The organism is Labilithrix sp. (assembly GCA_019637155.1).
In the GTDB taxonomy this organism is placed as follows: Bacteria; Myxococcota_A; Polyangia; order Polyangiales; family Polyangiaceae; genus Labilithrix.
Window position 1 is genome coordinate 191,206 of the sequence record JAHBWE010000001.1, and the last position, 21,581, is coordinate 212,786.

Consider the following 21,581-nt stretch of genomic DNA (forward strand, 5'->3'; position numbering starts at 1 on the left):
TCACTTTTGCCGGCGCGGCTTGGTGCTCGTCTTGGGCTTGCGCTTTCGGCGCGCGAACCAGGCGCCCTTCTTCTGGGGTCGCGGCGGCGGCGTGACGATCACGCGGAGCGCGGCGTTGGTGGTGCCGTCGGCGTTCTTCAGCCATACGCGCTGGAAGGGGATCGTCTTACCGTCCTTCACGAGCGCGTCGCCGACGAGCGCGATCGCGCCGGCGCGCGCGAGGGCGCCGAGGACGTGCTCGAGGCCGCGGCGATCGAGCTCTTTGTCGCCGACGACGTCGCGATGGAGCTGCCCGACGGTGCGCCCGTCGCGTTCGCGGAGCGCGGCGAGGACCTTCGTCGCGGCCGCGTCTTCGCGCTCGCTCGGCGCGCGGAAGCCGAGCGCGATGCACGTCTCGGGCGCGCAGACGTCGCACGCACCGCACGGCGCGCCGCCGTCGTGCTGATCGCCGAAGTGGGTGACGAGCTGGAGCATCCGGCACGTCGCCGTCTCCGCGTAGCGCCGCATCTTCGCGAGCGCCTCTTGCTTCCGCGCGCGCGCGGCCTCGTAGGCGGGCCGCCAGGCGCCGCCGGCGGGGAACGCGTTGCCGTCGGCGTCGAGCGTCGCGCCGCCGCTCGCGACGAGCTTCTCGAGCGCCTTCTCGACGACGTCGGACTTCGTCTTGGTCTTCCGCGCGATCTTCGCGACGGGCGCGCCCTCCGGCGGGAGCGCCTTCTGCACCTTCGCGACGACGCTGGTCTCGGGGTAGTCGCGCTCGAGGAAGAACTCGTGCGTCTTGGTGTCGACGAACGACCAGAGGAGCACGGCGCGGGACGGTTTGCCGTCGCGCCCGGCGCGGCCGATCTCCTGGTAGTAGCCTTCGAGCGAGGAGGGGAGGGCGGTGTGGATGACGGTGCGGACGTCGGGTTTGTCGATGCCCATGCCGAAGGCGGTCGTCGCGACGATGACGTCGAGCGCGCCGCCGAGGAAGGCGGACTGCACCTCGTCGCGCACGTTCGCGGAGAGCCCGGCGTGGTACGCCGCGGCGCGCATCTTCTTCAGCGAGCCGGCGACCTTCTCGGCGTCGCTCCGCGTCGGCGTGTAGACGATCGCGGGTCGGCGCGCGGGGTCGGCGAGGAGCTCCTTCACGATCGCGGTGCGCTCGCTCGGGTTCCGCTCGATGACCTCGACCGCGATGTTGTCGCGCCGGAACCCGTGGATGAAGCGCGCGGGCGCGTCGAGCCGGAGCTGCGCGCCGATGTCGTCCTGCACCGGTCGCGTCGCGGTGGCGGTGAGGGCGATGACGGGCGCGGGGCGCAGGAGCGGCAGGCGCTCGCCGAGGAGGCGGTAGTCGGGCCGGAAGTCGTGACCCCACTGCGAGATGCAGTGCGCTTCGTCGATCGCGATGAGCGTGGGCTTCCGGCGCGCGAGCATCTCGGGGAAGCCCGGGACACGCAGCCGCTCGGGCGCGATGAAGAGGAAGTCGAGCGCGCCGTCGAGGTACGCCTGACACGCCGCCCGCGACGCGAGCCGCGGCCGCCCGGAGTGGATGCGCTCCGCCGCGACCCCGCGCGCGGTGAGCTGCGCGACTTGGTCTTCCATCAACGCGATGAGCGGGCTGACGACGAGCGTGGTCCCACCTCGCGCGAGCCCCGGCAGCTGATAGCAGAGCGACTTCCCCGCGCCCGTCGGCATGACGAGGAGCACGTCGCGCCCCGCCGCCGCCGCGCGACACACGTCCTCCTGATACGGCCGAAACCCCCCGAACCCGAACACACGCTGCAGGAGCCCGCCAAGGTCGGAGGGCCGCTCCCCACGAGGCACCCGCGCCACCACGGCAGGCGCCTCGAGCGCCGAGAGACTCAGCTGCCCCACCGCGCCACCCTCACGACTCGGCCTCGCGTCGCGGCTCGGTCCCAGTTGCACGCGCGCGTCGCCGGTGGGTTCAGCGCGACTCGGCCTCGCGTCGCCGGTCCCGTCGCGGTTCGGTCGCGGTTGCGTGCGCGCGCCGTTGCTGCCGACAGGCTCGTTGCGGCTCGGCCGGGGTGGTCTGCGGTGCTCGCGCGCGGGCGGCTCCGGCTCGTGGTCGGCCCACGGATGCGTCTCGGGCTCGTCGTCGCCGCGCACGAGCCGGCGCGCGCGCGACGACTTCGGCGGGGGCGGCGCCGGGCTCGATGCGGCTTGCTCCTGCGTGGCGTATGCAGCGGAGAGGAGGTCGGCGCGGGAGGAGCGCGGGCCGTTGGGCTCAGGTCGCGTGTGTGTGACGTTGGTGATGACGTCGCGGACGTAGGCCTCGATCGCGGACATGAAGCCCGCCAGGGTCTCGGCGCCGCGCTCGATGCGGGTGAGCTTTGCTTCCCACTCGCCGGTCATCGCCGGGCTCTTCACGTGAGGATGCACCATCGCGACGAGCGCGATCCCCTTGTCCGTGGCGGCGAACGTCTTCTCGTCGCGGACGACGTACCCACGCGTCAGGAGCGTCTCGATGATCGCCGCGCGCGTCGCCGGCGTGCCGAGCCCGCACTCCCGCATCGCTTGCGAGATCTCCTTCTCGTCGACGAGGCGGCCCGCCGTCTCCATCATCGTGAGGAGCGTCGCGTCGGTGAAGCGCGGCGGCGGACGCGTCTGCTTCTCGACCGCCCTCGCGTCGAGCACCTGCTTCGTCTGACCACGCTCGAGCCCCCCGGGCAGACCTGGCGGCGGCTCCTTCGCCCGCGCCGTCGTCACGTCGAGCACCTTCCAGCCTCGCTCCTCGACGCTCGTGCCGGTCGCGAGGTAACGGTCCTTCGTCTCGCCGTTCGTCACCACCGTGATGACGCTCGTCACCGCGTAGACATGATCGCCGTGCCAGGCGGAGAGGAGGCGGCGGCAGACGAGGTCGTAGATGCGCCGCTCGTCGCTCGTCAGGTCCTCGGGCGCGGCGCGATCGGTCGGGATGATCGCGTGGTGATCGGTCACGTGCGCGTCGTCGACGAACCGTTTGCCGAGCGGTCGCGCGCCGGTCCCCTCGGCGAGGAGCGCGCGGTACGGCTCCGCGATCGCGCGGACGACGCCGGGGAGCTCGCCCGCGACCGTCTCTGACAGGTACCGGCTGCTCGTGCGCGGGTACGTGATGAGCTTCCGCTCCTCGTAGAGCTTCTGCGCGATCTGGAGCGTGCGCTGCGCGGTGAAGCCGTAGAGGCGGTTCGCGTGACGCTGCAGATCGGTGAGGTCGTAGAGCTGCGGCGGCGGGAGGCGCCGCGTCTTCCGCTCGACCGAGTCGACCTTCGCCGCGCCGGTCTTCGCGCGAAGGACGATCGCGGCGGCCTCCTCGGCGTCCGGCGCGAAGCGGATCGCCTCGTTCTTCCCCGGCGAAGCTCCGACGTACGTGCCGGTGTACTTCCCGCCGCCGCCGCCGCTGTCGCCGAAGTCGGCCACCACCTCGAGGTAGTCCTCCGGGACGAAGTCGCGGATCTCGAGCTCGCGCTGGACCAGCATCGCGAGCGTCGGCGTCTGCACGCGACCGACCGAGAGGTGATCGTCGTGGAGGAGGCTGTACACGCGCGAGAGGTTCATCCCGACGAGCCAGTCCGCGCGGCTCCGCGCGCGCGCCGCGTCGGCGAGGCGATCGAAGTCGCTCCCCGGCGCGAGCGACTTGAACCCGCGCGCGATCGCCTCCGCGGTGAGGGAGGAGATCCAGAGCCGCTTCACCGGCTTCTTCGAGCGCGCGGCCTCGTAGACGTAGCGGAAGATGAGCTCGCCCTCGCGCCCCGCGTCCGTCGCGCAGACGACGCCGCGCACGGCGGGATCGACGAGGAGCCGGCGCACGACGGCGTATTGCTCTTTCGTCTTCTCGCCGACGACGAGCGGCCACGAGGGCGGGACGATCGGGAGATCGGCGAGGCGCCATCGCTTCCACGCCGGGTTGACGTCGTGCGGCTCCGCGAGCGCGACGAGGTGACCGATCGCCCAGGTCACGATCCAGCCGCCGCCGCTGAAGTGCCCGTCGCCGCGCGCGCGGGCGCCGAGCACCTGCGCGATGTCGCGCGCGACGCTCGGCTTCTCGGCGACGACGAGGACGGTCATGCTCGGCGGGGGACGGTCGGCCGCGACAGGCCGCGGTTCTCGTCAGTCTACGTCCAATCCCGCGCGGCCGTGGTCCGCGCCGCCGTTCGGGCCAATCAGCGGCAGCACCCGAGGAAGAGCTGATCGCCGTGGACGACGGAGACGCTCCAGTCGAACGTGTCGTTGCTCTCGTCGTGGCACTCGCTGCTCGTGATGATGACGGAGAGGTTCTTGTTCGGGCTCTCGGTCGTCGTGCCCTGGTAGAGCGCGGCCCACGCGGCGGTGCTGCCCTGCGCCGGCGTCGCGCCCTTGTTCGCGATCGTCTGCGTGCTGTCGTCGAAGCTCTTGAACTGCACCTTCGACGAGTCGATCGCGATCGACCAGAACGGCTCGCTGCCCCAGCAGCTCGTGACCTTGTCGGCGCCTTCGGCGACGTTCGGGCGGCCGCGCTCGTCGAGGTTCGACGTGGCCGTCGCGGCGTCGTCGGAGGGCTCACCGCACGCGGTGGTCGCGAACGAGGCGAGAGCAACAGAAGCAACAAGGATGCATTTGGCGAAGGTGTTCATGGTGAGCCCACCCTTGCGTACATCGTGCCGCCTCTCGATGATCCTGGAATTTCGGCCACTTGGCGGCGGCGGACTCGCGAAGCGTCGGTGTGTTTGCTCCAGATCAGGGTTCCCCCCGGCACCAGCCGGGAGCGCGCAGAAGGCCCTCGGCCGAACCGACGAGGCGCGCGCGAACCTCCAGCGCGCGGCCGCGCGCTCGGCCCCGCCTCCCTCGACGCGACGTGGACCGCGCGCGCCCTTGCCGCGCTCGCGTAACGGCCTTACTCGGCGTTCTGGATGCCGCCGACCGCTTGCGGGTCCGTCGCGATCACGGGGAGGTGCGTCTCCAGCGGCGCGCGGCGCGAGCCGCTGCTCGTGCACGTCGCGAGCGACTTGCTGAACTGCGTCGCGTGGTAGTAGCGCCAGCAGTGGAGGGGATGCACGTCGTAGAGGCCGCCGAAGTCGATCGGCTTGCCCGCGGCGACGTCGGCGAGGCACGCCGCCTTCGAGGCCGGCTTCAGCATCGAGAGCGCGAAGGTGCCGATCGCGACGGGGTCTCCGCCGATCGCGGAGAGCACGCGCATCGACGCGTCGTCGGCGTCCTCTTCGTAGTCGTAGACGCGGACGCGCGGCAGGTTGAGCGACGCGTCGTTCCGGATGCCGACGACGTCGGCGCGCACGAGCGCCTCCGCGCGGAGGATCTTGTCGGAGAGGAGCGCGCCCGGCATCTCGGCGTCGACCTGCTTCTCGATCGCGAGCATGCCGGCGCGGATCTCCGCGTACGCCGGATCGCTCGGGTCCTCCGCCGCGGCGGGCGAGAGCTGCTGCATCAGCGCGGAGACGACCGCGAGCGACGACGTGTCCGAGTTCGGACCGGCGCACGCCTTGAGGTCGGCCGCGAGCGCGTCGGTGAGGCGATCGAGCTCGGCCTTCTCCGCGGCGCTCGGCAGGCGCGGCGTGAGGTTCCCCTCCTGCGCGCCGGGGAGGAACATGATCTGACGGAAGGCCAGCTGCTGCGCCTTCGCCTGGATGCCCGAGCACGCGCTCGACGTCGACTCGGTCGGCGAGAGCAGCTGGCTCACGAGGCGGAAGTACACGCCGGGCATGATCATGTTCATGCCGAGCTGCGAGACGCCGCCGACGCGCGACTGGCCGCCGAGGAGCCGGCCGATCGGATCGGCGAGCGCGGGATCGTCCGCCTGCGCGGCGCCGAGGATGCCGTCCTCGCTCCCGGTCCCGAGCGAATACGCGTGGCGCACGCGCGCCTGCACCTTCGGCTGGAACGTCTGGAGCACGAGGTGGCCGATCTCGTGCGCGAACACGGCGCGGAGCTCGTCGTCGGTGTTGCCGTGCTCGAGGAGCGCGCTGCTGACGACGAAGAACCACGGGCTCTTCGGGATCATCATGAAGCTCTCGAACGTCGCCGCCATCGCGAACGCGTTCGGCATGTTCGACTGGACGACGACGACCGGCGGCGCGCGATCGAGCCCCGCGCTCTCGGCGGGGAAGGCGAGCTTGAAGCCCTCGAACACCTCGCCGACGAGGCGCACCGAGCGCGCGTCGGTGTTGACGCCGCGGAGCGTCGACCCGGGCCCGAGCGCCTGCGCGAGGATCCCGAGCTGGATCAGCTGGTTGACGTTCGCCGCGACCGCCTGGTCGTTCGCGAAGAAGTGATAGAGCTCGCTCGCGGCGGGACGCGGCCCGTAGTCGAGGGTCGAGCAGATGCCGCCGGTGACGAGGTCATCGGCCGAAGCGCCGGTCTCTTCCGGCGCCGCGGACGAGCACGCAGCGGCGGTGGTGGCGAGGATCGCGGCAAGGCCCAGGGCGAGGAGGCTTCGCATGCCGCGCGACGTACCGCCGGCACAAGGACGGCGCCAGCGGGGGTTTTCCCCCATCCACCCTTTCAGGACCCGCATCCACACGCACATTTCTTTGGCGCGCACGACTCTCCAGTCCCCTGCAACGCCTCGGGTATGCGGCGTCGCGAGGATCAGCCTTTCCGCAACACATCACGCCCGCACCCCAGCCAAAGCTCCCTCCCCGCGTCCACCACCCATCCCCCCTCGGCACACCCGATAGGGGGAAGCTGAATTTTCGCCGCGTTGTCGCTTCGCGACCTGCCTCATCGCACGTACCGGCGAACGCGCCACACCCGAAGGACGTCCTCGTTGGGGGGCAGCGACACGTGGACCATGAACGGGGGCACGACGAGCGCGTGCGTCCAGTCGACGTCGCGGCTCATTCGTCGTCGCTGCAGACGATATGCTCAAACGCCTCGCCGCGGCTCATGCGGATCCACTTCGGATCGGCCACCGCCTCGCGAAGCGCTGCGCGATCCTCCTCGCTGAGCGGGGGTCCGTCCTCCGCTTCATCGAACGCGCGGGCGAGCGCGTCCGTTGCGAGCTTCTTCACCGTCGGGCTCATGCGCCTTAGCGTAGCACCACAAGCGATCGCGAGCCGAGCGCACGTCGAAGTCGGGCGGACGATGCTACCGACCGCCGAACGGAGTCGGGGGGCCGAGCGTTCGTGCCCGCACGGCGCAACTTGGCGCCGATCGCTCAGGCACGGGTGAGCGGATCGCGGATCTCCTTCGCGCGTGCGGTCGCCCGCTCGTCGCGCCCGGCAAAGCTGGCGAAGATGAGCGCCGCGTTCGGCGGACATTGCGGCCGACCACGCTCCGGCGCGCAGCAGCTTCGATAGGATCTGAAGTGTGTCGGCCGAATCCGACGACGAGCGCGGGTAGGGGACGAAGCCCGACGTTGACTGTAATCGCTGGTTGACGCGTGCAACGAGAAGTCCTCGGTAGGCCCTCGCGCGCGCGCTCGAGAGATGCGCTTGCTTCGGGGCGGCCTGCGGATTGCCGTGGGTCCGGGCAGTGCACTGCATAGGCCGCTTCGCGCTCGTCCTCGCTGCCGTCCTCGCTCTCGTCGCGGCGCCGGGCTCCGTGCGTGCCGCTGGTGCGGTCCTGCCTGCGAGCGAGATGCCTGCGCCCGTCGTCGGTATGCGTATGGCGGTCGCCGTCGCGCCCGCGGCGACCACGCGCTGGTCCGAGGTCACGCTGCCCGCCGGGCCCGCGGCCGGGTGGCTCGTCCCCATCCGGCCCGGCGCCTCGATCGAGTGGGCGTCGGGCGCGTGGCTCTCCTCTCTCGACGTCGCGAGCGCGCCTCGCGTCCTCCCGCCGACGGCGCCGACGTCCTGCCGCGTCCGGACGAGCTACGAAATGCCCTCGCAGTGGGTCACGCCTCGCGCGCGCCTGCCGGCGAGCACGATCACCCTGCACCTCAGCGTCGCGGAGACCGAGGCGTGGGCGCAGGCGCGTGGGCTCGAGGTCGGCGCGGCGCAGGGGGGGCGGCTCGACGAGCTCTACGCGTCCGGCTGGCAGGTGGCGGCGATCGAGCTCGCCGCCTCCGACGCCGCCCGCACCTCGCCGACGCTACGGGTCACCGACGACGGTGGACCCGTCCTTCCGCTCTCGCTCGGCGCGTCCGAGCTCGAGACGGCCGTCACGCTCTTCGTCATCGGCGCCGGCCACGCGAAGGTCGCCGGCGCGCGCGACGTCGAGCGGAGCAAGGTCCTGTGGGGCCCCGCGCGGAGCTCGTACGAGGAGCTCCGCGAAGAGACGCTCCTACGAACGTCGGGTTGGCTGCGAGAGTCGACGTCGCACGCGGCGTTGTTCGACGACGTGCCCTTGAAGGGCGTCCGCGTCCGCCCCGTCGCCGCGACGTACTTCGACGATCCCGACTGCGCCGCCTCCGTCCAGCGTCTGGGATCGCGCACCGTCGCAGAGGGCCCGTCGATGCTCACGTGCGGCGCGCAGACGGACCTCGCCGTCGCGCTCGCGGGGATCGCCCCCGCGGACGCGAACCTCACGCGCCTGATCGGCGTCCTCCCGGCGAGCGGCGATGAGAGCACGAGCGTCGCGCTCGAGAGCGGGCCGCAGCGCTCCGCCGTGTTCGCCGCGGCCGGCTACGAGGCGTGCGACCCGAACGCGAACGGCGCGAACGGCGCGAACGGCGCGGACCCGCGCGACCCGATCGTCGATCGACCCGACTGGCCGTCCGGTCCGACGTTTCCTTCGTCCCCGTCGAAGGCCGGCAGCACGAGCGCGTCGTCGGACGACACGAGCATCTACGTGCCGGGCGACGGCTGCGGCGGCGGCGTCGTCGTCAGCGACACGGCGTCGGACGACGACTGGACCACGAGCGACTCGAGCGACAGCTGCTCCAGCGACACCAGCAGCAGCGACGGCTGGGACACGAGCGACACGAGCGACTCGAGCGACAGCTGCTCCAGCGACACCGGCGACGGCTGGGACACGAGCGACTCGGAGACCTGCGCGACCGCGAAGCGCCGGCGCCGGGGACCGAGCCTGCTCTCGCGCGTCGTCATCTTCGCGGTCGCGATCCTGCTCCCGCTCCGCCGCCGTCTACGCCCTGCCTCCGGAGAACGCTCATGAAATGGATCGCCTGCTCCCTCTTCGTCGCCCTCGGCCTCGTCGCGTGCGCCCCGACCTCGACGCCGCGCATCCGCGTCGCGCGCGACCTCGGATGCACCGCCGACGAGACGACGACCGTCCGGATCGACGAGCGCCGCTGGCGCGTCAGCGGATGCGGGCGGACCGCGATCTACCTCTGCACCTACCCCGTTCGCGACTGCTGGCGCGAAGGCGAGATCCAGCCCGCTCAGCCCGCTCAGCCGCCGTCGGACTGAAGCTGCTCGAGGAGCTGGCGCGCCTCCTCGAGGGTGGGATCGTCGTCGATCGCGCGCTTCAGGAGCATCATCGCGCGGCGCGTGTCGCCCTGCTGGCGCGCGATCTCGCCGAGGTGCTGGTACGCGATCGCCTTCGGCATCGGCGCCGCGACCTTGAGCATCGTGATCTGGCGGAGCGCGCGTTGTGCAACCTCCAGGTTGCCTAGCTCGAGCCCGAGGTACGCGAGCTCCGACGCGACGACGCCGTTCTGCGCGTCCATGTCGAGCGCGGTGACGAGGTGGCCGAGCTCGGTGTTGCGATCGCCGAGCATCTCCGCGATGCGCGCGAGGCGGTGGTAGAGCGCGGAGAGCTCGCGCGCGCGGCGGCCCTTGAACGTGCCGATCGTGCGCGTGAGCAGCTCCTGCGCTTCGTCGAGGCGGTTCGCGGAGGCGTACGCGTCGGAGAGGAGCGCGGCGCAGTCGAGATCGGCGGGGCGGAGCGCGTGCGCCTCTTCGAGGGCGGGGATCGCGTCGCTCGCGTCGGGGTTGCCGCCGTTCGGATCGGCCGCCGCTTCGAGGTAGAGCTGCCCCGCGCGGACGAGGCCGTCGAAGCGCGGGCCGACGTCGCCGTTCGCGCGCGCGTCCTCGATGACGAGGCCGGCGAGCTCGCGCAGCGCGCCGATCTGCTCGTAGAGCCACGCGAGGCGCTCGCGCAGGTTCGCGTCGTCGGGCGCGGCGACGCGCGCGCGCTCGAGGCCGCCGCGCGCGTCGGCGAGGCGCCCCGCCTTCTCGCACGTCTCGAGCAGCTTGAGCGCGGCCTCGACGATGCCTTCTCCTTCTTCGAGGCCGACGAGGCGCCGGTAAGTCGCGCTCGCGGTGTCCCACCGCTCCTCGAGCTCGTCGACGTACGCGATCGCGCGGAGGGTCGCCTTGTCCTTGCTGTCTTGCTTCAGCAGCTCGGTGAGGACGTTGCGCGCCTCCTCGATGTCGCCGATCTCGAGGCGGAGCGAGGCGATGCGGAGGCGATGGATGCGCCAGAGCGCGACGTCGCCGCGGCCCGCCGCCTGGAGCGCCATCTTGCCGAGGTGATCGGCGAGGTACGCGCGGAGCTCGAGCTTCCCGGCGGTGACGGCCTCCTCGAAGTCCTCGAGCGCGCCGTCCATGTCGTTGAGGCGCGAGCGCAGGACCGCGCGCCGCGAGATGAGCTCGATCCGGAACGGATCCTCCGGCGTCACCGCCTCGAGCGCGGCGCCGAGCTCGGCCTCCGCCGTCTTCAGCTCGCCGGAGGCGGAGAGGGTGTCGACCATCTCGAGGAGGAGGAGGGGATCGCTCGGATCGGCCGCGCGCGCGTCGCGCAGGATCTTCGCCGCCTGCTCCGGATCGGAGAGCTGATCGCTGTAGATGTGCGCCGCCTCGCGGAGGCGGAGGCTCTTCTCGCTCGCGTCGGCGCGGCCGTTCGCGTCGAGGACGAAGAGCTCGGCGAGCTTCGCGAACTCGCTCGTCTCGCGGTAGATCGCCTCGAGTCGATCGCGGAGCTGGACGCTGCGCGGCGCGCCGCGGAAGCCGGTCTCGAGCGCACGGAGCGCGCCCTCGACGTCCTCGAGCGAGCGGCGCGTGTCGTGGAGCGAGAGCGCGAGCGCCTCCGCTTCCTCGCCGTGCTCGGTCGCGAGGCGGCGCTCCATCACGTCGGAGCGCGCCTCGATGTCCATGTCCTCGTCGTGCATGCGCTCGAGCGCGATCAAGACCTCGCGCGCGTGCGGATCCCAGTCGAGCGCGGCGTAGTAGACGTCCTTCGCCTGGTTGCGATCGCGCTTCTCGAGGAGCATGCCGAGCCGGCGCGACAGGGAAGAGACCGCCTCCGCGTCCTGGCGGTCCTTCGCCGACTCGAGCTGGCTCGCGAGGAGCTGGGCGAGGTCTTCCTCGCGCCCGCCGCGCTCGAAGATCGTGCCGAGCAGGTGCGCCGCGTCGACGTTGGCCGGGTGCTCGTCGACGATGTCGCGCAGCTCCTGGGCCGCGTCGTCGTCGCTGAGCTTCAGCTTCTGCATCTGCACTTTGACGCGCTCGAGCCGGAGCTTCGAGCGCTCCATCGGATCGTCGACGAACTCGACGACGCGCGCGACGAGCGCGACGAGCTTCGAGAACTCCTCGAGCCGGCGGTAGACGTCGAGGAGCATCTCCCACGCGTCGCGGTCCTGCGGCTCCTTCTCGTGGAGCTCCTCGTAGATGGAGGAGGCGAGGCGGAGGTCGGCGAGCGGTCCGGAGGCGAGGCCGGCGACCTCGAAGAGGAAGCGCCGCGCCGCGTCCGGCTCCGCGATCTCGGCCGCCTCGCGCTTCAGCTCCGCGGCCTCGCGCACGCGGCCCGACTCCTCGCAGCGCCACGCGAGGAGCGCGAGCGCCCAGACGCGGCCCTCCTTGTCCTCGTGCTCCCGCTCGAGGTAGCGGCGGAGCAGCGACTCGGCGAGCTCCTTGTCCTCGATCTTCTCAGCGAGCTCGACGGCCTCCTTCATCGGGCCGGTGCCGGCGCCGGGGAGCGTCCAGCGCCGCGTGAGCGCGTCGACGAGGGAGCGCTCGCGGCCGTCGACGCGCGTGAGGCGCTCGTAGATGTCGATGATGCGCCACGCCTTCGGGTGTTTGTCGGAGGCCTCGCGGAGGAGCTGCTCCGCGCGCTCCTGATCCTCCTCCGTCGCGAAGGCTTGCTCGAACGCGTCGCAGCCGGCATCGACGTCGCCGGAGCGGAAGCGGAGCTGCGCGAGGCGGTAGAGCGCATCGGCGGAGGCGCCGCCGGCCTCGGCGTCGAGGTCGACGCGCATGCCGAGGACGCGCGCCTGCGCGGCGTCGTCGCCGAGGCGCTCGTAGACGCCGGCGAGGGTGGAGAGGAGCTCGCGGTCCTGCGGGCGCGCAAGGACGGCGCGCTCGTAGTGGCCGGCCGCCTCGGCGTCGTCCTTGTGCTCGTTCGCGGCGATGTAGCCGAGGCGGGCGAAGAGCATGCCGGCGAGGGCGGGATCCGTACCCGTGTATTCTGCAATCGAACGGACGCGGCCCTCGTAGTTGAGGAGCTTGTGCGTCGCGGCGGCGAGGCGGAAGGCGGCGTCGTGGGCCTGCTCGTTGGTGGGGTCGAGGTCGATCGCGCGGAGGATCATCTCGAGCGCCTCGTCCTTGCGATCGAGGTGCGCGTCGAAGAGGAGGCCGAGCTCGGTGCGGAGCGCGGCCTCGTCGTCGGGGTTGCCGCGCTCGAGGCGGGTCGAGAGCGCGCGCGCGAGGTTCATGTGATCGCCGGCGCGACGGAGCGACGCCTCGAAGCGGCGCGCCTCGACGCGGTTCTCGTTCGCGAGCTCGAAGGCGGACTCGAGGATCTCCTTCGCGCGGTCCTGATCGTCGAGCCGCAGCGCGATGCGGGAGAGCTCGAACATGACCTCCGAGCGCGTGACCGGCGACTCGTCGGTCGGATCGTCCTGCCGGCGGAGGACGGTGAGGAGCGCGCGGTAGGAGCGCTCGGCGCGATCGAGCTGGCCGTCGTCGCGCGCGAGCTCGGCGAGGGCGCGGAGGATCTCGGCGTTCGCGGGATCGATCCGCGTCGCGGCGTCGAGCTCGACGAGGGCGCGCGCGCGATCGCCGACCGCGAGGTCGAGGCGCGCGAGGTAGAAGTGGACCGGCGCGCGCTCCTTCGGGCGGCGGCCGCCGAAGGCCTCGATCAGGGTGCGGAGCAGCGTGCGCGCTTCCTCGAAGCGCTGCGCCGCGCCGAGCGCGTCGGCGAGCGAGAGCTTCACCGCGTTCTCGTCGGGCGCGAGATCGGCCGCTTGCTCGAGGAGCGGGATCGCCTTCTCGGGCTCGTTCGTGCGGCCCCTATGGAGCGCCGCCGCTTCACGCAAGCGCGCGAGGCGCGTCGCCTTGTCGGGCGCGTGCTGCGCGCCCTCGGTGAGGAGGACCGCGAGCGCGGGCCAGTCCTGCGCCGCGCGGTACGTCTCGGCGAGGCGCACGCGCACGATGTCGGCCTCGGGATCGCGGGCGACCTCGGACTCGAGCTTCGCCCGCGCCTCGGCCTTCCGGTTCGCGGAGACGAGCGCGTCGGAGAGGCGGAGGTTCACCGCCGCGCGCTGGGCGCCGTCGGTGAGCTCGCGGAGGCGATCGAGGTACTTCGCGGCGTCGTCGAACGCCTTCTCCACGGTGGAGAGGCGCGCGAGGTCGTCGTACGCGCGCGTGCGCTCCTCGAGCGCGACGACGCGGCGGAGGTGCGCGATCGCGCGCGGCAGGTCGGCGAGCTGCTTCTCGGAGACCTCGGCCGCGCGGGAGAAGAAGTCCGCCGCGATCGTCTTGTCCTCGGCGCGCTCGGCGAGCTCCGCCTGCGCGGAGAGGAGCTCCTCGAGCTCGGTCCAACGCTCCTCGCGCTGGAGGAGGCCGGCGAGCATCTTCACCGTCGCTTCGTGGCGACCGGACTCGGCGAGGTTCTCGCGGAGGACCCCCGCCGCGCGCTCGACCGAGCCGAGCTCGTCCTCGATCGGCGCGACCTCGAGGCGGAGGTAGAGCCGCGCGCGGACGTCCTTCGCCGTGCCGACGAGGTGGCGCTTGAGATCGAGCAGCTCCTGGCGCCGCCCGCCCGCTTCGTAGAGTGCGACGAGGCGCTGGACCGCCTCCGCGTCGTGCGGGTCTTCCTCGATCAGCTTGAGGTAGATCGCGACCGCGCGATCGACCGCGTTCAGCTTGTCGACCGCGACCACCGCCGCCTCGTGGCGGAGCGCGCGCGCCTTGTCCGTCTTCCACGGCAGCTGCGACGTGTCGAGGAGGAGCTGGACGACGCGGTCGTTGTCGCCTTCGTCGCCGTAGATGCGGACGAGCTCGCGCGTGGCGCGATCGACGTAGTGCTCCGGCGCCTGCGCCGCGCTGGTGGCGCTGTTGCCCGCGATCGTGACGCCGAGCCAGCGCTCGGCGGACAGCTTCAAGAGCCGGTCGTAGATCGACTTCGCGAGCGCGCGATCTCCGACGCTGTTGACCGCGGTCTCCGCCGCCTCGGAGAGGAGATCGAGATCGCCGCCGGTCGACTCCGAGAGGCGGAGGAGCGAGTCGACGAGGGGGCGGCCGCGCACGCGGCGCTGCAGCTTCGCGAGCTCGGCGAGGAGCGGCGCGTTGGTCGGGTCGTGCCCGAGCGCGCGCGTGTACGCGGACTCCGCCGCGTCCGGATCGCCGCGGCGGTCGCGATGCCAGATCGCGATGACCTCCTCGAGATCGCGCGCGAGCCCCGGCGCGAGGCCGGCGCCGTCGTGGACGAGCGACGCGAGCGAGAACGTGATCGAGTCCCAGCCCGAGCCGACGACGGCGGCGTCCTCGATCGCGTCGATGAGGCTGCGCTCGAGGTTGTCCCGTGCGCGCGTCGACTCCACGAGCGCGCGCGCGGCCGCGTCCCAGCGTCCGGTCTTTCCCGCGACGCGGATGACCGCGGTCGCGGCGTCGAGCTCGCCGGGGACCTGATCGTCGACCTGGACGTACGCGTCGAGCGCGGCGCGCGGCTCCTCGAGCTGGTTCTCGAGGACCTGCCCCATGCGGTAGCGGAGGTTCCGCGCCCAGTCTTCGGTCTTGCCCTCGATGCACTCGCGCAGCGTCTCGGCGAGGGCGCGCCACGCGCGGGTGCGCTCGGCGAGGCGGAAGAACTCCTCGACCGTGTCGAGGCGCGTCGGATCGAGGAGCACCGCGCGGCGGACGAGGACGAACGACGCGTCGGGATCGTCGGCGCGGTCCTCGGAGATCTTCGCCGACTCCATGAGGATCGCGACCTGCTTCACCTCCGGGGTGGGGTTCAGGTCGGAGGCGGCGGCGAGGCGGTGCTCGGTGAGGTCGAGGATGAGGCGCCAGTCGTCGGCGGTCTGGTACGCGGTGAGGAGCACGCGCACGACCTCGGCGCGCTGATCGGCGCGGCGGAGGAGGGAGCGGAGTCCGGCGCGCGCGCCTTCGTTCCGCGGATCGTTGAGGAGCGCCTGCTCGTAGCTCACGATCGAGCCAGCGATCTCGTCGAGCTGCTCGCGCTGGACGTCGCCGAGCTCGCGCAGCGTCTCCGCCTTCTCGGTCGCGTTCGGCGCGCGGGTGGCGGCGCCGGTGAGGTGCTCGGCGAGCTCGTCCCAGCGCTGCGTCGTGCGGAGGAGCGACGAGAGCGCCTTCGTCCCGTCGTCGGAGTGACCGAAGACCTGCTCGATGTCGCGCCAGGTGTCGATCGACTCCTCGGTCGCGTCGAGGTTGTCGCTCAGGATCCGCGCGACGCGCACGCGATCGGTGCGCCGCAGCTCTTCTCCGCGCTCGCTCTTCGCGGCGCGCTTGTCGAGGACGGCGATGAGGGAGCGCCAGCGCTGCGCCTTGTCGAACAAGAGGACGAGGCCGTCGAGCGCCTCGGGATCGCCGGCCCGCACCTCGAGGCGGCCCTCCCACGCCCAGATCGCGCGGTCGTTCTCCTCGAGCTCCATCGCGAGGCGCGCCGCCTCGCCGAGGACGTGCCACTTCACGTCCGGCTCCTGCTCGAGGATCGCGAGGCGCTCGAGGACGTCGAGGCGATCGTTCTTGCGCTCCGCGCGCGCGAGGAGCGGCTCGACGTGGCGGCACGCCTCGAGCAGCTTCGCGTCGGCGATCCCCTGCACCGCGAGGATGCGGAAGAACAGCTCGATCGCCTTCTCGATGTCGCCGATGTCGTGGGCGGTGACCTCGCCCGCGCTCATCAAGAGGTCGACGCGGAGCACGTCGTCCTGCGAGTCGTCCGCCGCGGCGACGAGGACCTCGGCGTAGCGATCGTAGCGGCCGATCCGCGCGGCGACGGTCTTGAGCTCCTCGCGGTGCGCGGGCTCCTCCGGCTCGAGCAGCACGAGCGACGCGAAGTGCTCGAGCGCCTGGTCGTCGTTGCCGAGCGCGGCGTAGAGGCCGGCGAGCTGGAGGTGGCGGCGGATCCGCTCCTTCGAGGAGCGGACGACCTCGAGCTCGACCTCGAGCACGCGCGCGAGGTTCGCGTCGTCGTTCTCCGCCTCGTAACGCGCGCGGAGGAGCGCGGCGGCGCGCTGGCGGACGAGGCCGCGCTTCGGCGGCATCGGGAAATACGAGTCGCGGCGGCCGTCGGGCGGCGGCGGGAGGGACTCCTTGATGTCCGCCGTCTTCGGCGCGAGCGCGAGGATGCGCTCGAGCAGCGTCGTGACGTCGATCGCGGGCGGCGGCGGCGCGAACGACGCGGACGAGGCGAGCGGGATGTCCGGCTGCATCTGCACTTCGCCGACCGCGGCGGTGTTCGTGACGATGTCCTCGACGACGATGAGCGCGCTCGAGGGATCGTTGAGCTCGTCGAGCCAGAGCGACGCGATGCGGGAGCGCTCGCGCTGCGCCTCGTCGGGCGGGAGGTTCGCGAGGCGGAGGCCGCGGAGGGTGATGAGCTCGCGGTGGCAGCCGTGGCGCTCGTAGAGGCGCTCGAGCGCGGCGGTGAGGCGGACGTTCCCCGGCTTCAGCTCGAGGAGCTGCTCGAAGTAGCGGATCGCGCGCTGGGCGTGGTTGGCGAAGTCCTTCGCGATCTGGGCCGCTTCTTCGAGGAGCTCGAGGCGGCGCTCCTTGTCCGCGCCCTCGGCGGCGCGATCGTAGAGCGAGAAGAGGTCGTCCCAGCGCTCGTTCGCGTCGAAGATCAGCTTGAGGCGATCGAACGCCCACGTGTCCTCGGGGTCGATCTCGAGGAGCCGCTCGAGCACGCGCACGACGCGGTCGCTGTCCTCGTACCACTCCTCGTAGAACGCGACCGCGCGCTGCCCGAGCTCGATCGCGTCGGCCTTCGACAGCGCCTGCGCGCGCGGGTTTTGGAGCGTGCCGCGCAGGACCGCCTCGTACATGTCCGCGAGCGGATCGGCGGAGGTGACCTGGCGCGCGATCGCCTCGGCGCGATCCCAGAGCATGAGCTCGGCGGGGAGGTCGCTCACCGCGCGGAGCGCGACTTTGTAAGCGTCGGCGCCGCGGTCGTACTCGGCGAGCGTGTCGAGGTAGCGCTCGTAGCGCTCTCGCGTCGGCTCGCCGTGCGAGACGATGTGATCGAGGATCTTGAGCTTCTGATCGGGGTCCTCGACCGCGTCGAGCGACTGCTCGAGGACGCCGGTCGCGCGCCCGCCGACCTCGGGATCGGTGAGGAGCTTCGCGGCGAGGCCGATCGCGGCGTTGTCGCCGGGGGACACCTCGAGCACGCTCGCGATGCGGTCGAGCGCTTCGCCCTGACGGCCCGGGCGCTCGACGAGGATCGTCGCGATCTGCACGTCGAGCGCGTTCTTCGCTTCCCCCTCGCTCGCGGCGTGACGCGCGGTCAGGGCCGAGAGCGCGCCCTCGACGTCGCCGTGCTTGAGCGAGAGGCGCGACACGGCCGCGAGCGCCTCGAGGTCCGACTCGTCGGCCTCGACCACCTTGCGATACAGCTCGAGCGCGGTCTGCTCGTGACCGAGCTCGCGCTCCTCGGACTCCGCCCACGCGAAGAGCGCGCGCGCCTTCTCGTCCGGCTTCGCGTGCTCGACGCGCCAGCCGTGGAGCCAGCGCACGTCGCGCGTGCGCGCCTGGCTGCGCGGCATCCCGCGGAGGAGCTCCTCCATCCCGAGCGACGCGGCCGACGTCGTCGTCCCGTCCTTGCTCCGCTCGAGGATGCCGCGGAAGGCGGCGGCGGCGTCGGACCACGTCGCCTCCTTCGAGGCGAGGACGCGCGCCTTCGCGAGCGTGAGCTCGCCCCAGGTGCCTTCGTTCACGTTCGAGCCGAGCGCGCCGAGCGCGCGATCGACCGCGGCGGCGAGGTCCTCGGTCCTGCCCGTCTTCTGCGCGAGGGTGGCGAGCTCGGCGAGGACCTCGCGGTCCTCCGGCGCGAGGGCGAAGGCCGATCGCGCCGCGTCGAACGCGCGATCGTGCTGCTTCAGCTCGTCGGTGAGCGTGCGCGAGAGCCGGCGCAGCAGCTCCACCCGCGTCGCGTTGCCGTCGGCGAGCTCGAGGAGCACCTCGTAGAGCGGCGGGACCTTGTCCCACGTGCCGCTCCGCTCGTGGAGCTCGACGAGCTGCGCGGTGGCGACCGCGTCCTTCGGCGCGATCGCGCGGAGGCGATCGAGGAGGCCGATCGCGGCGCTGTCGTCGCCCATGTTGGTGGCGATCTCGGCGCCCTGGCGCAGCCGCTCGATCGCCTGCTTCGGATCGCCGCTCCGCTCGGCGAGGGCGGCGAGGCGGCCGAGGCACTCCACCTGCTGGTGCGGATCGGCGGTCTCCCGCACGCGCCGCTCGAGCACCGCGCGGAGGAGCACGTTGTCGCCGAGCCTCGTCGCGATCTCCTCGACGAGGTCGAGCTCCGCGTCGGAGAGCTGGCTGTCGTTGAGGAGCGCGAGGGCGTGGAGCGCGCCGCGGACGCCCTGGCCGTGCGCGGTCGCGATCTGCGCGAGCTGCGAGCGCGTCGAGCGGATCTCCTCCGCGCCGGTCGCGACCGCGAGGTAGTCCTCGAGCCGATCGCAGAGGTCGTCCCACGCCTCGGTCTCGGTGTAGAGCTCCACCAGCGCGCCGTGCGCGGCGCGGTCGGTCTGGTCGTCGGCGAGGGCCTGTTTGTACGCGGCGATCGCGGCCTTCGGATCGAGGAGCTCGTAGCGCTCGATCGTGCCGATGCTGTGGAGGAGCTGCCGGCGGCGCTGCGGCTCCGCCCCGCGCTCGAGCGCGGCGTGGTACAGCGCGACCCGCTCCTCGGGGTTGCCTTGCTCCTGGAGCAGCTGATCGACGCGCGCGACGAGCTCGGGGTTCGAGGGCTCGAACGCGAGCGCGCGGCGGTAGGCGGTGAGCGCCTGCGCGACGTCGCCGGCGTTCGCGCTCTCCTCGCCCGCGCGCATCGCGAGGTCCATCAGCTCCTGCGACTCGATCTCCTTCTCGCCGAGCGCCTTCACGAGGAGCGCCGCGCGCCGCTTCGGGTCGAGCTGGGTCGTCAGCTCGTCGAAGCGCGCGACCCAGGGGCCGACCGGCTCGGAGCTCTCGACCGCCTCGCCGAGCGCGCGCGCGACGATTTCGACCGCTTTGTCTTCTGAGACGGATTCCGCCACTTTCGCGGCTTCCTCGAAAGCCGCGAGCCGGTCCTGCACGATCGGCGACGACGCGGCCCGGATCTCGAGGACGCGGAGGAGGCCCTGCCCGTTCTGCTCGCCGCGATAGATGGGCTCGAGGACGGCGGCGGCGGCGAGGCGGTGCTCGGTGCCGAGGAGGAGCTTCTCGAGCGTGCTCCGGCTCGTCTTCTCCGCCGCGTCGAGGTCGAGCGCCCGCTTGAACGCGTCGATCGCGAGGTCGGTCTCGCGCGTGCGCTGGAGGTACACGTTGCCGAGGCGCGCGAGGATCTCGGGCTGCTCTTCCTCCGCCGCGAGCTCGGCGTCCTTCGAGAGCGCCTCCGCGAGCTCGGGCCACTTCCGCTCCTGCTCGAGGATCGGGACCCACTGCACGTAGACGTCGCGCGAGGGGCCGAAGCGCTCCACGAGCGCGCGCCACGCCTCCGACGCCGCGGCGGCGTCGCCCGACTGCATCCGCACCTCGGCCGCGCGGTAGGCGAGGCCGCGCGCGTCGTCGGGGTCCTCGGTGTCCTTCGCGCGCTCCTCGAGGACGTAGGCGAGGTCTCCCCACTGCTTCCTGTCTTCGTAGAGCGGCTCGAGGGCCGCGAGCGCGCGCGCGCGGGCGGGGGAGTCGACGAGGCGGCGCCACGCGGCGATCGCGCGGTCGACGTCGCCGAGCTCGTTGCCGCAGATCTCGGCGATGCGCTCGTTCGCGGCCTGCTTCTCCTGCTCGTTGTTGGAGAGCTCGCCGATCTTGGCGAGCACCTCGACGAGGTTCTTCACGTCGCCCTCGCCGGCGTAGACGGAGGCGAGCGCGCGCGCGGCGGTGAGGACGGCGAGCGGATCCGCGCTCGGCGCGGCGAGGACGCCGGCGAGGGTCGTGCGCGCGCGCTTCAGGTCGCCGCCCTTGAGCAGGAGGTCGCCCATCTCCGCGGTGATGCGGGAGCGGATGCCGGCGTCCTTCGCGACGGTGGAGACGCGCGCGAACGTGCGCGCGACCTCGAGCGGGCCCTTCAGCTGCGAGCCGAGCTGCACGTAGCGCTGGCGGAGCTCGTCGTCGGCGGGGTCGATGCCGAGGGCTTGCTCGAACGCCTCGAACGCGCCCTGGTAGTCGCCGAGCTCGTCCTGCTTGAGGATGCCGATGCGGCGGAGGACGTCGCGGCGGCGGGGGCCGCGCGTGTGCTCGAGCTCGATGCCGAGGTACTTCGTGCGCTCTTCCGTCGAGGTCGCGCCGGCGACGAGGGTGGCGGCCGCGCGCGCGGCGAGCCCCTTGCTCTCGAGGAGGCGCGTCGCGACGCGGCGGGCCTCGACGTTGGTGGGGTCGACCTCGAGGAGCGCCTCGACGTGAGGCATCGCGCGCTCCGGCTCCTTGAGCTGGTTCGCGAACACCTCGATCAGCTTCGACCGGATGCGCGTGGCCTCCTCCGCCGGCGGCGCGGGCTCGCCGCCGAGCGCCTGCTCGAGCATGCGCGCGACGTCGCGGAAGCGGTTCGCCTTGATGAAGCGCTGCTCGAGCGCGTTCCGCAGCTCTTCGTCGCCGGGCTCGAGGCGAACGAGCTGCTGGTAGGTCTCGATCGCTTTGTCGTCGAGGCCGGCCTGCTCGAACAGCGCCGCGGCGCGCTTCAGGAGCTCCACCTGCTCGGGCCGCTGCCGGTGCCCCGCGGTCTGCACGCACAGCTCGGCGAGCCGCTTGTGATCTTCGGTGCGCGTGAGCTGCGCCTCGAGCCGCTCGAACGCGGCGACGTGCCCGGCGTGCGCGGCGAGGGCCTTCTCGAGGTAGGTCGCGGCGCCGACGTCGTCGCCGAGCTGATCGCCGAAGAAGGTGGCGGCGCGGTACAGCACCTCGGCCTGCACCTGCGGCAAGAACGTCTTGAGCTTGCGACCGGCCGCCGCCGACTCGTACGCGAAGGCGAGCTCCGAGACGCGGTCGTGCTTCACCGCCGCTTCGTGCAGCTCCTTCCACATGTCGTGGTCGAGCGCATTCCGCGAGAGCGCCGACATGATCTGGTCGAGCACCTCCTCTTCGTTCTGGAGGCTTGCCTCGAACGACGGAATACCTGCGCGTGACTGTCGGGCGGACGGACCCATTGCGAAGTCAGGTGAAGCCCGAGAGTACAAGAACTCGTTAAGGAAAGGACAAATAGGGCGTGGTCTCGGATCCGGATATCGGATCCCAAGTCGAAGCGAAGCGGAAGCGAGCCAGGGGGGTGCGGGGGCGTGGAGAGGACGTCGTAGGTGGGAAGGCCCGCCCGCGCCCCACGGAACGAGGCCGAAGTACGCG

The 21,581-nt window shown here is 72.1% G+C and carries 7 protein-coding genes; 2 read left to right on the plus strand and 5 right to left on the minus strand.

The genetic code is table 11. The annotated features are described in order from the left end of the window. From KF837_00875 to KF837_00890, 4 genes are all read right to left on the minus strand, one after another. Positions 1–4,044: a DNA topoisomerase 3 gene (locus tag KF837_00875; protein ID MBX3225827.1), complete on the minus strand. Its 4,044-nt coding sequence runs from the start codon at positions 4,042–4,044 to the stop codon at positions 1–3. Positions 4,045–4,139: 95 nt separating this feature from the next. Continuing rightward, positions 4,140–4,589 (minus strand): hypothetical protein, encoded by a 450-nt coding sequence (locus KF837_00880; protein ID MBX3225828.1) that lies wholly within the window; start codon positions 4,587–4,589, stop codon positions 4,140–4,142. A gap of 260 nt (positions 4,590–4,849) precedes the next feature. Then, positions 4,850–6,409 carry a M48 family metalloprotease gene (locus KF837_00885; protein ID MBX3225829.1) on the minus strand — a complete coding sequence of 520 codons (1,560 nt, stop codon included), beginning with the start codon at positions 6,407–6,409 and terminating at the stop codon, positions 4,850–4,852. A 397-nt stretch (positions 6,410–6,806) separates the two neighbouring features. Further along, positions 6,807–6,992, minus strand: coding sequence for a hypothetical protein (locus KF837_00890; GenBank protein ID MBX3225830.1), 186 nt, complete (start codon positions 6,990–6,992; stop codon positions 6,807–6,809). 583 nt (positions 6,993–7,575) lie between these two features. On the opposite strand from KF837_00890, the gene KF837_00895 reads away from it, so the two are divergent. Together KF837_00895 and KF837_00900 are read left to right on the plus strand one after the other, a co-directional pair. Next, positions 7,576–9,024, plus strand: coding sequence for a hypothetical protein (locus KF837_00895; protein MBX3225831.1), 1,449 nt, complete (start codon positions 7,576–7,578; stop codon positions 9,022–9,024). Continuing rightward, a complete protein-coding gene (locus KF837_00900; protein ID MBX3225832.1) occupies positions 9,021–9,278 on the plus strand; it encodes a hypothetical protein in 258 nt (85 codons plus the stop codon). Before KF837_00895 ends, KF837_00900 begins: the two co-directional genes overlap by 4 nt. Here KF837_00900 and KF837_00905 read toward each other — a convergent pair. Then, the gene (locus KF837_00905) at positions 9,260–21,316 is read right to left on the minus strand and encodes a tetratricopeptide repeat protein (protein MBX3225833.1); all 12,057 of its coding nucleotides are present in this window, start codon (positions 21,314–21,316) and stop codon (positions 9,260–9,262) included. The genes KF837_00900 and KF837_00905 overlap by 19 nt on opposite strands. Positions 21,317–21,581: the final 265 nt, after the last annotated feature.

What these genes read in the sequence shown, in the direction of transcription:
- KF837_00900 (MBX3225832.1), top strand. Translation starts at nt 9,021, where the DNA reads ATGAAATGGATCGCCTGCTCCCTCTTCGTCGCCCTCGGCCTCGTCGCG.
- KF837_00875 (MBX3225827.1), bottom strand. Translation starts at nt 4,044, where the DNA reads ATGACCGTCCTCGTCGTCGCCGAGAAGCCGAGCGTCGCGCGCGACATC.
- KF837_00885 (MBX3225829.1), bottom strand. Translation starts at nt 6,409, where the DNA reads ATGCGAAGCCTCCTCGCCCTGGGCCTTGCCGCGATCCTCGCCACCACC.
- KF837_00880 (MBX3225828.1), bottom strand. Translation starts at nt 4,589, where the DNA reads ATGAACACCTTCGCCAAATGCATCCTTGTTGCTTCTGTTGCTCTCGCC.
- KF837_00890 (MBX3225830.1), bottom strand. Translation starts at nt 6,992, where the DNA reads ATGAGCCCGACGGTGAAGAAGCTCGCAACGGACGCGCTCGCCCGCGCG.
- KF837_00895 (MBX3225831.1), top strand. Translation starts at nt 7,576, where the DNA reads ATGGCGGTCGCCGTCGCGCCCGCGGCGACCACGCGCTGGTCCGAGGTC.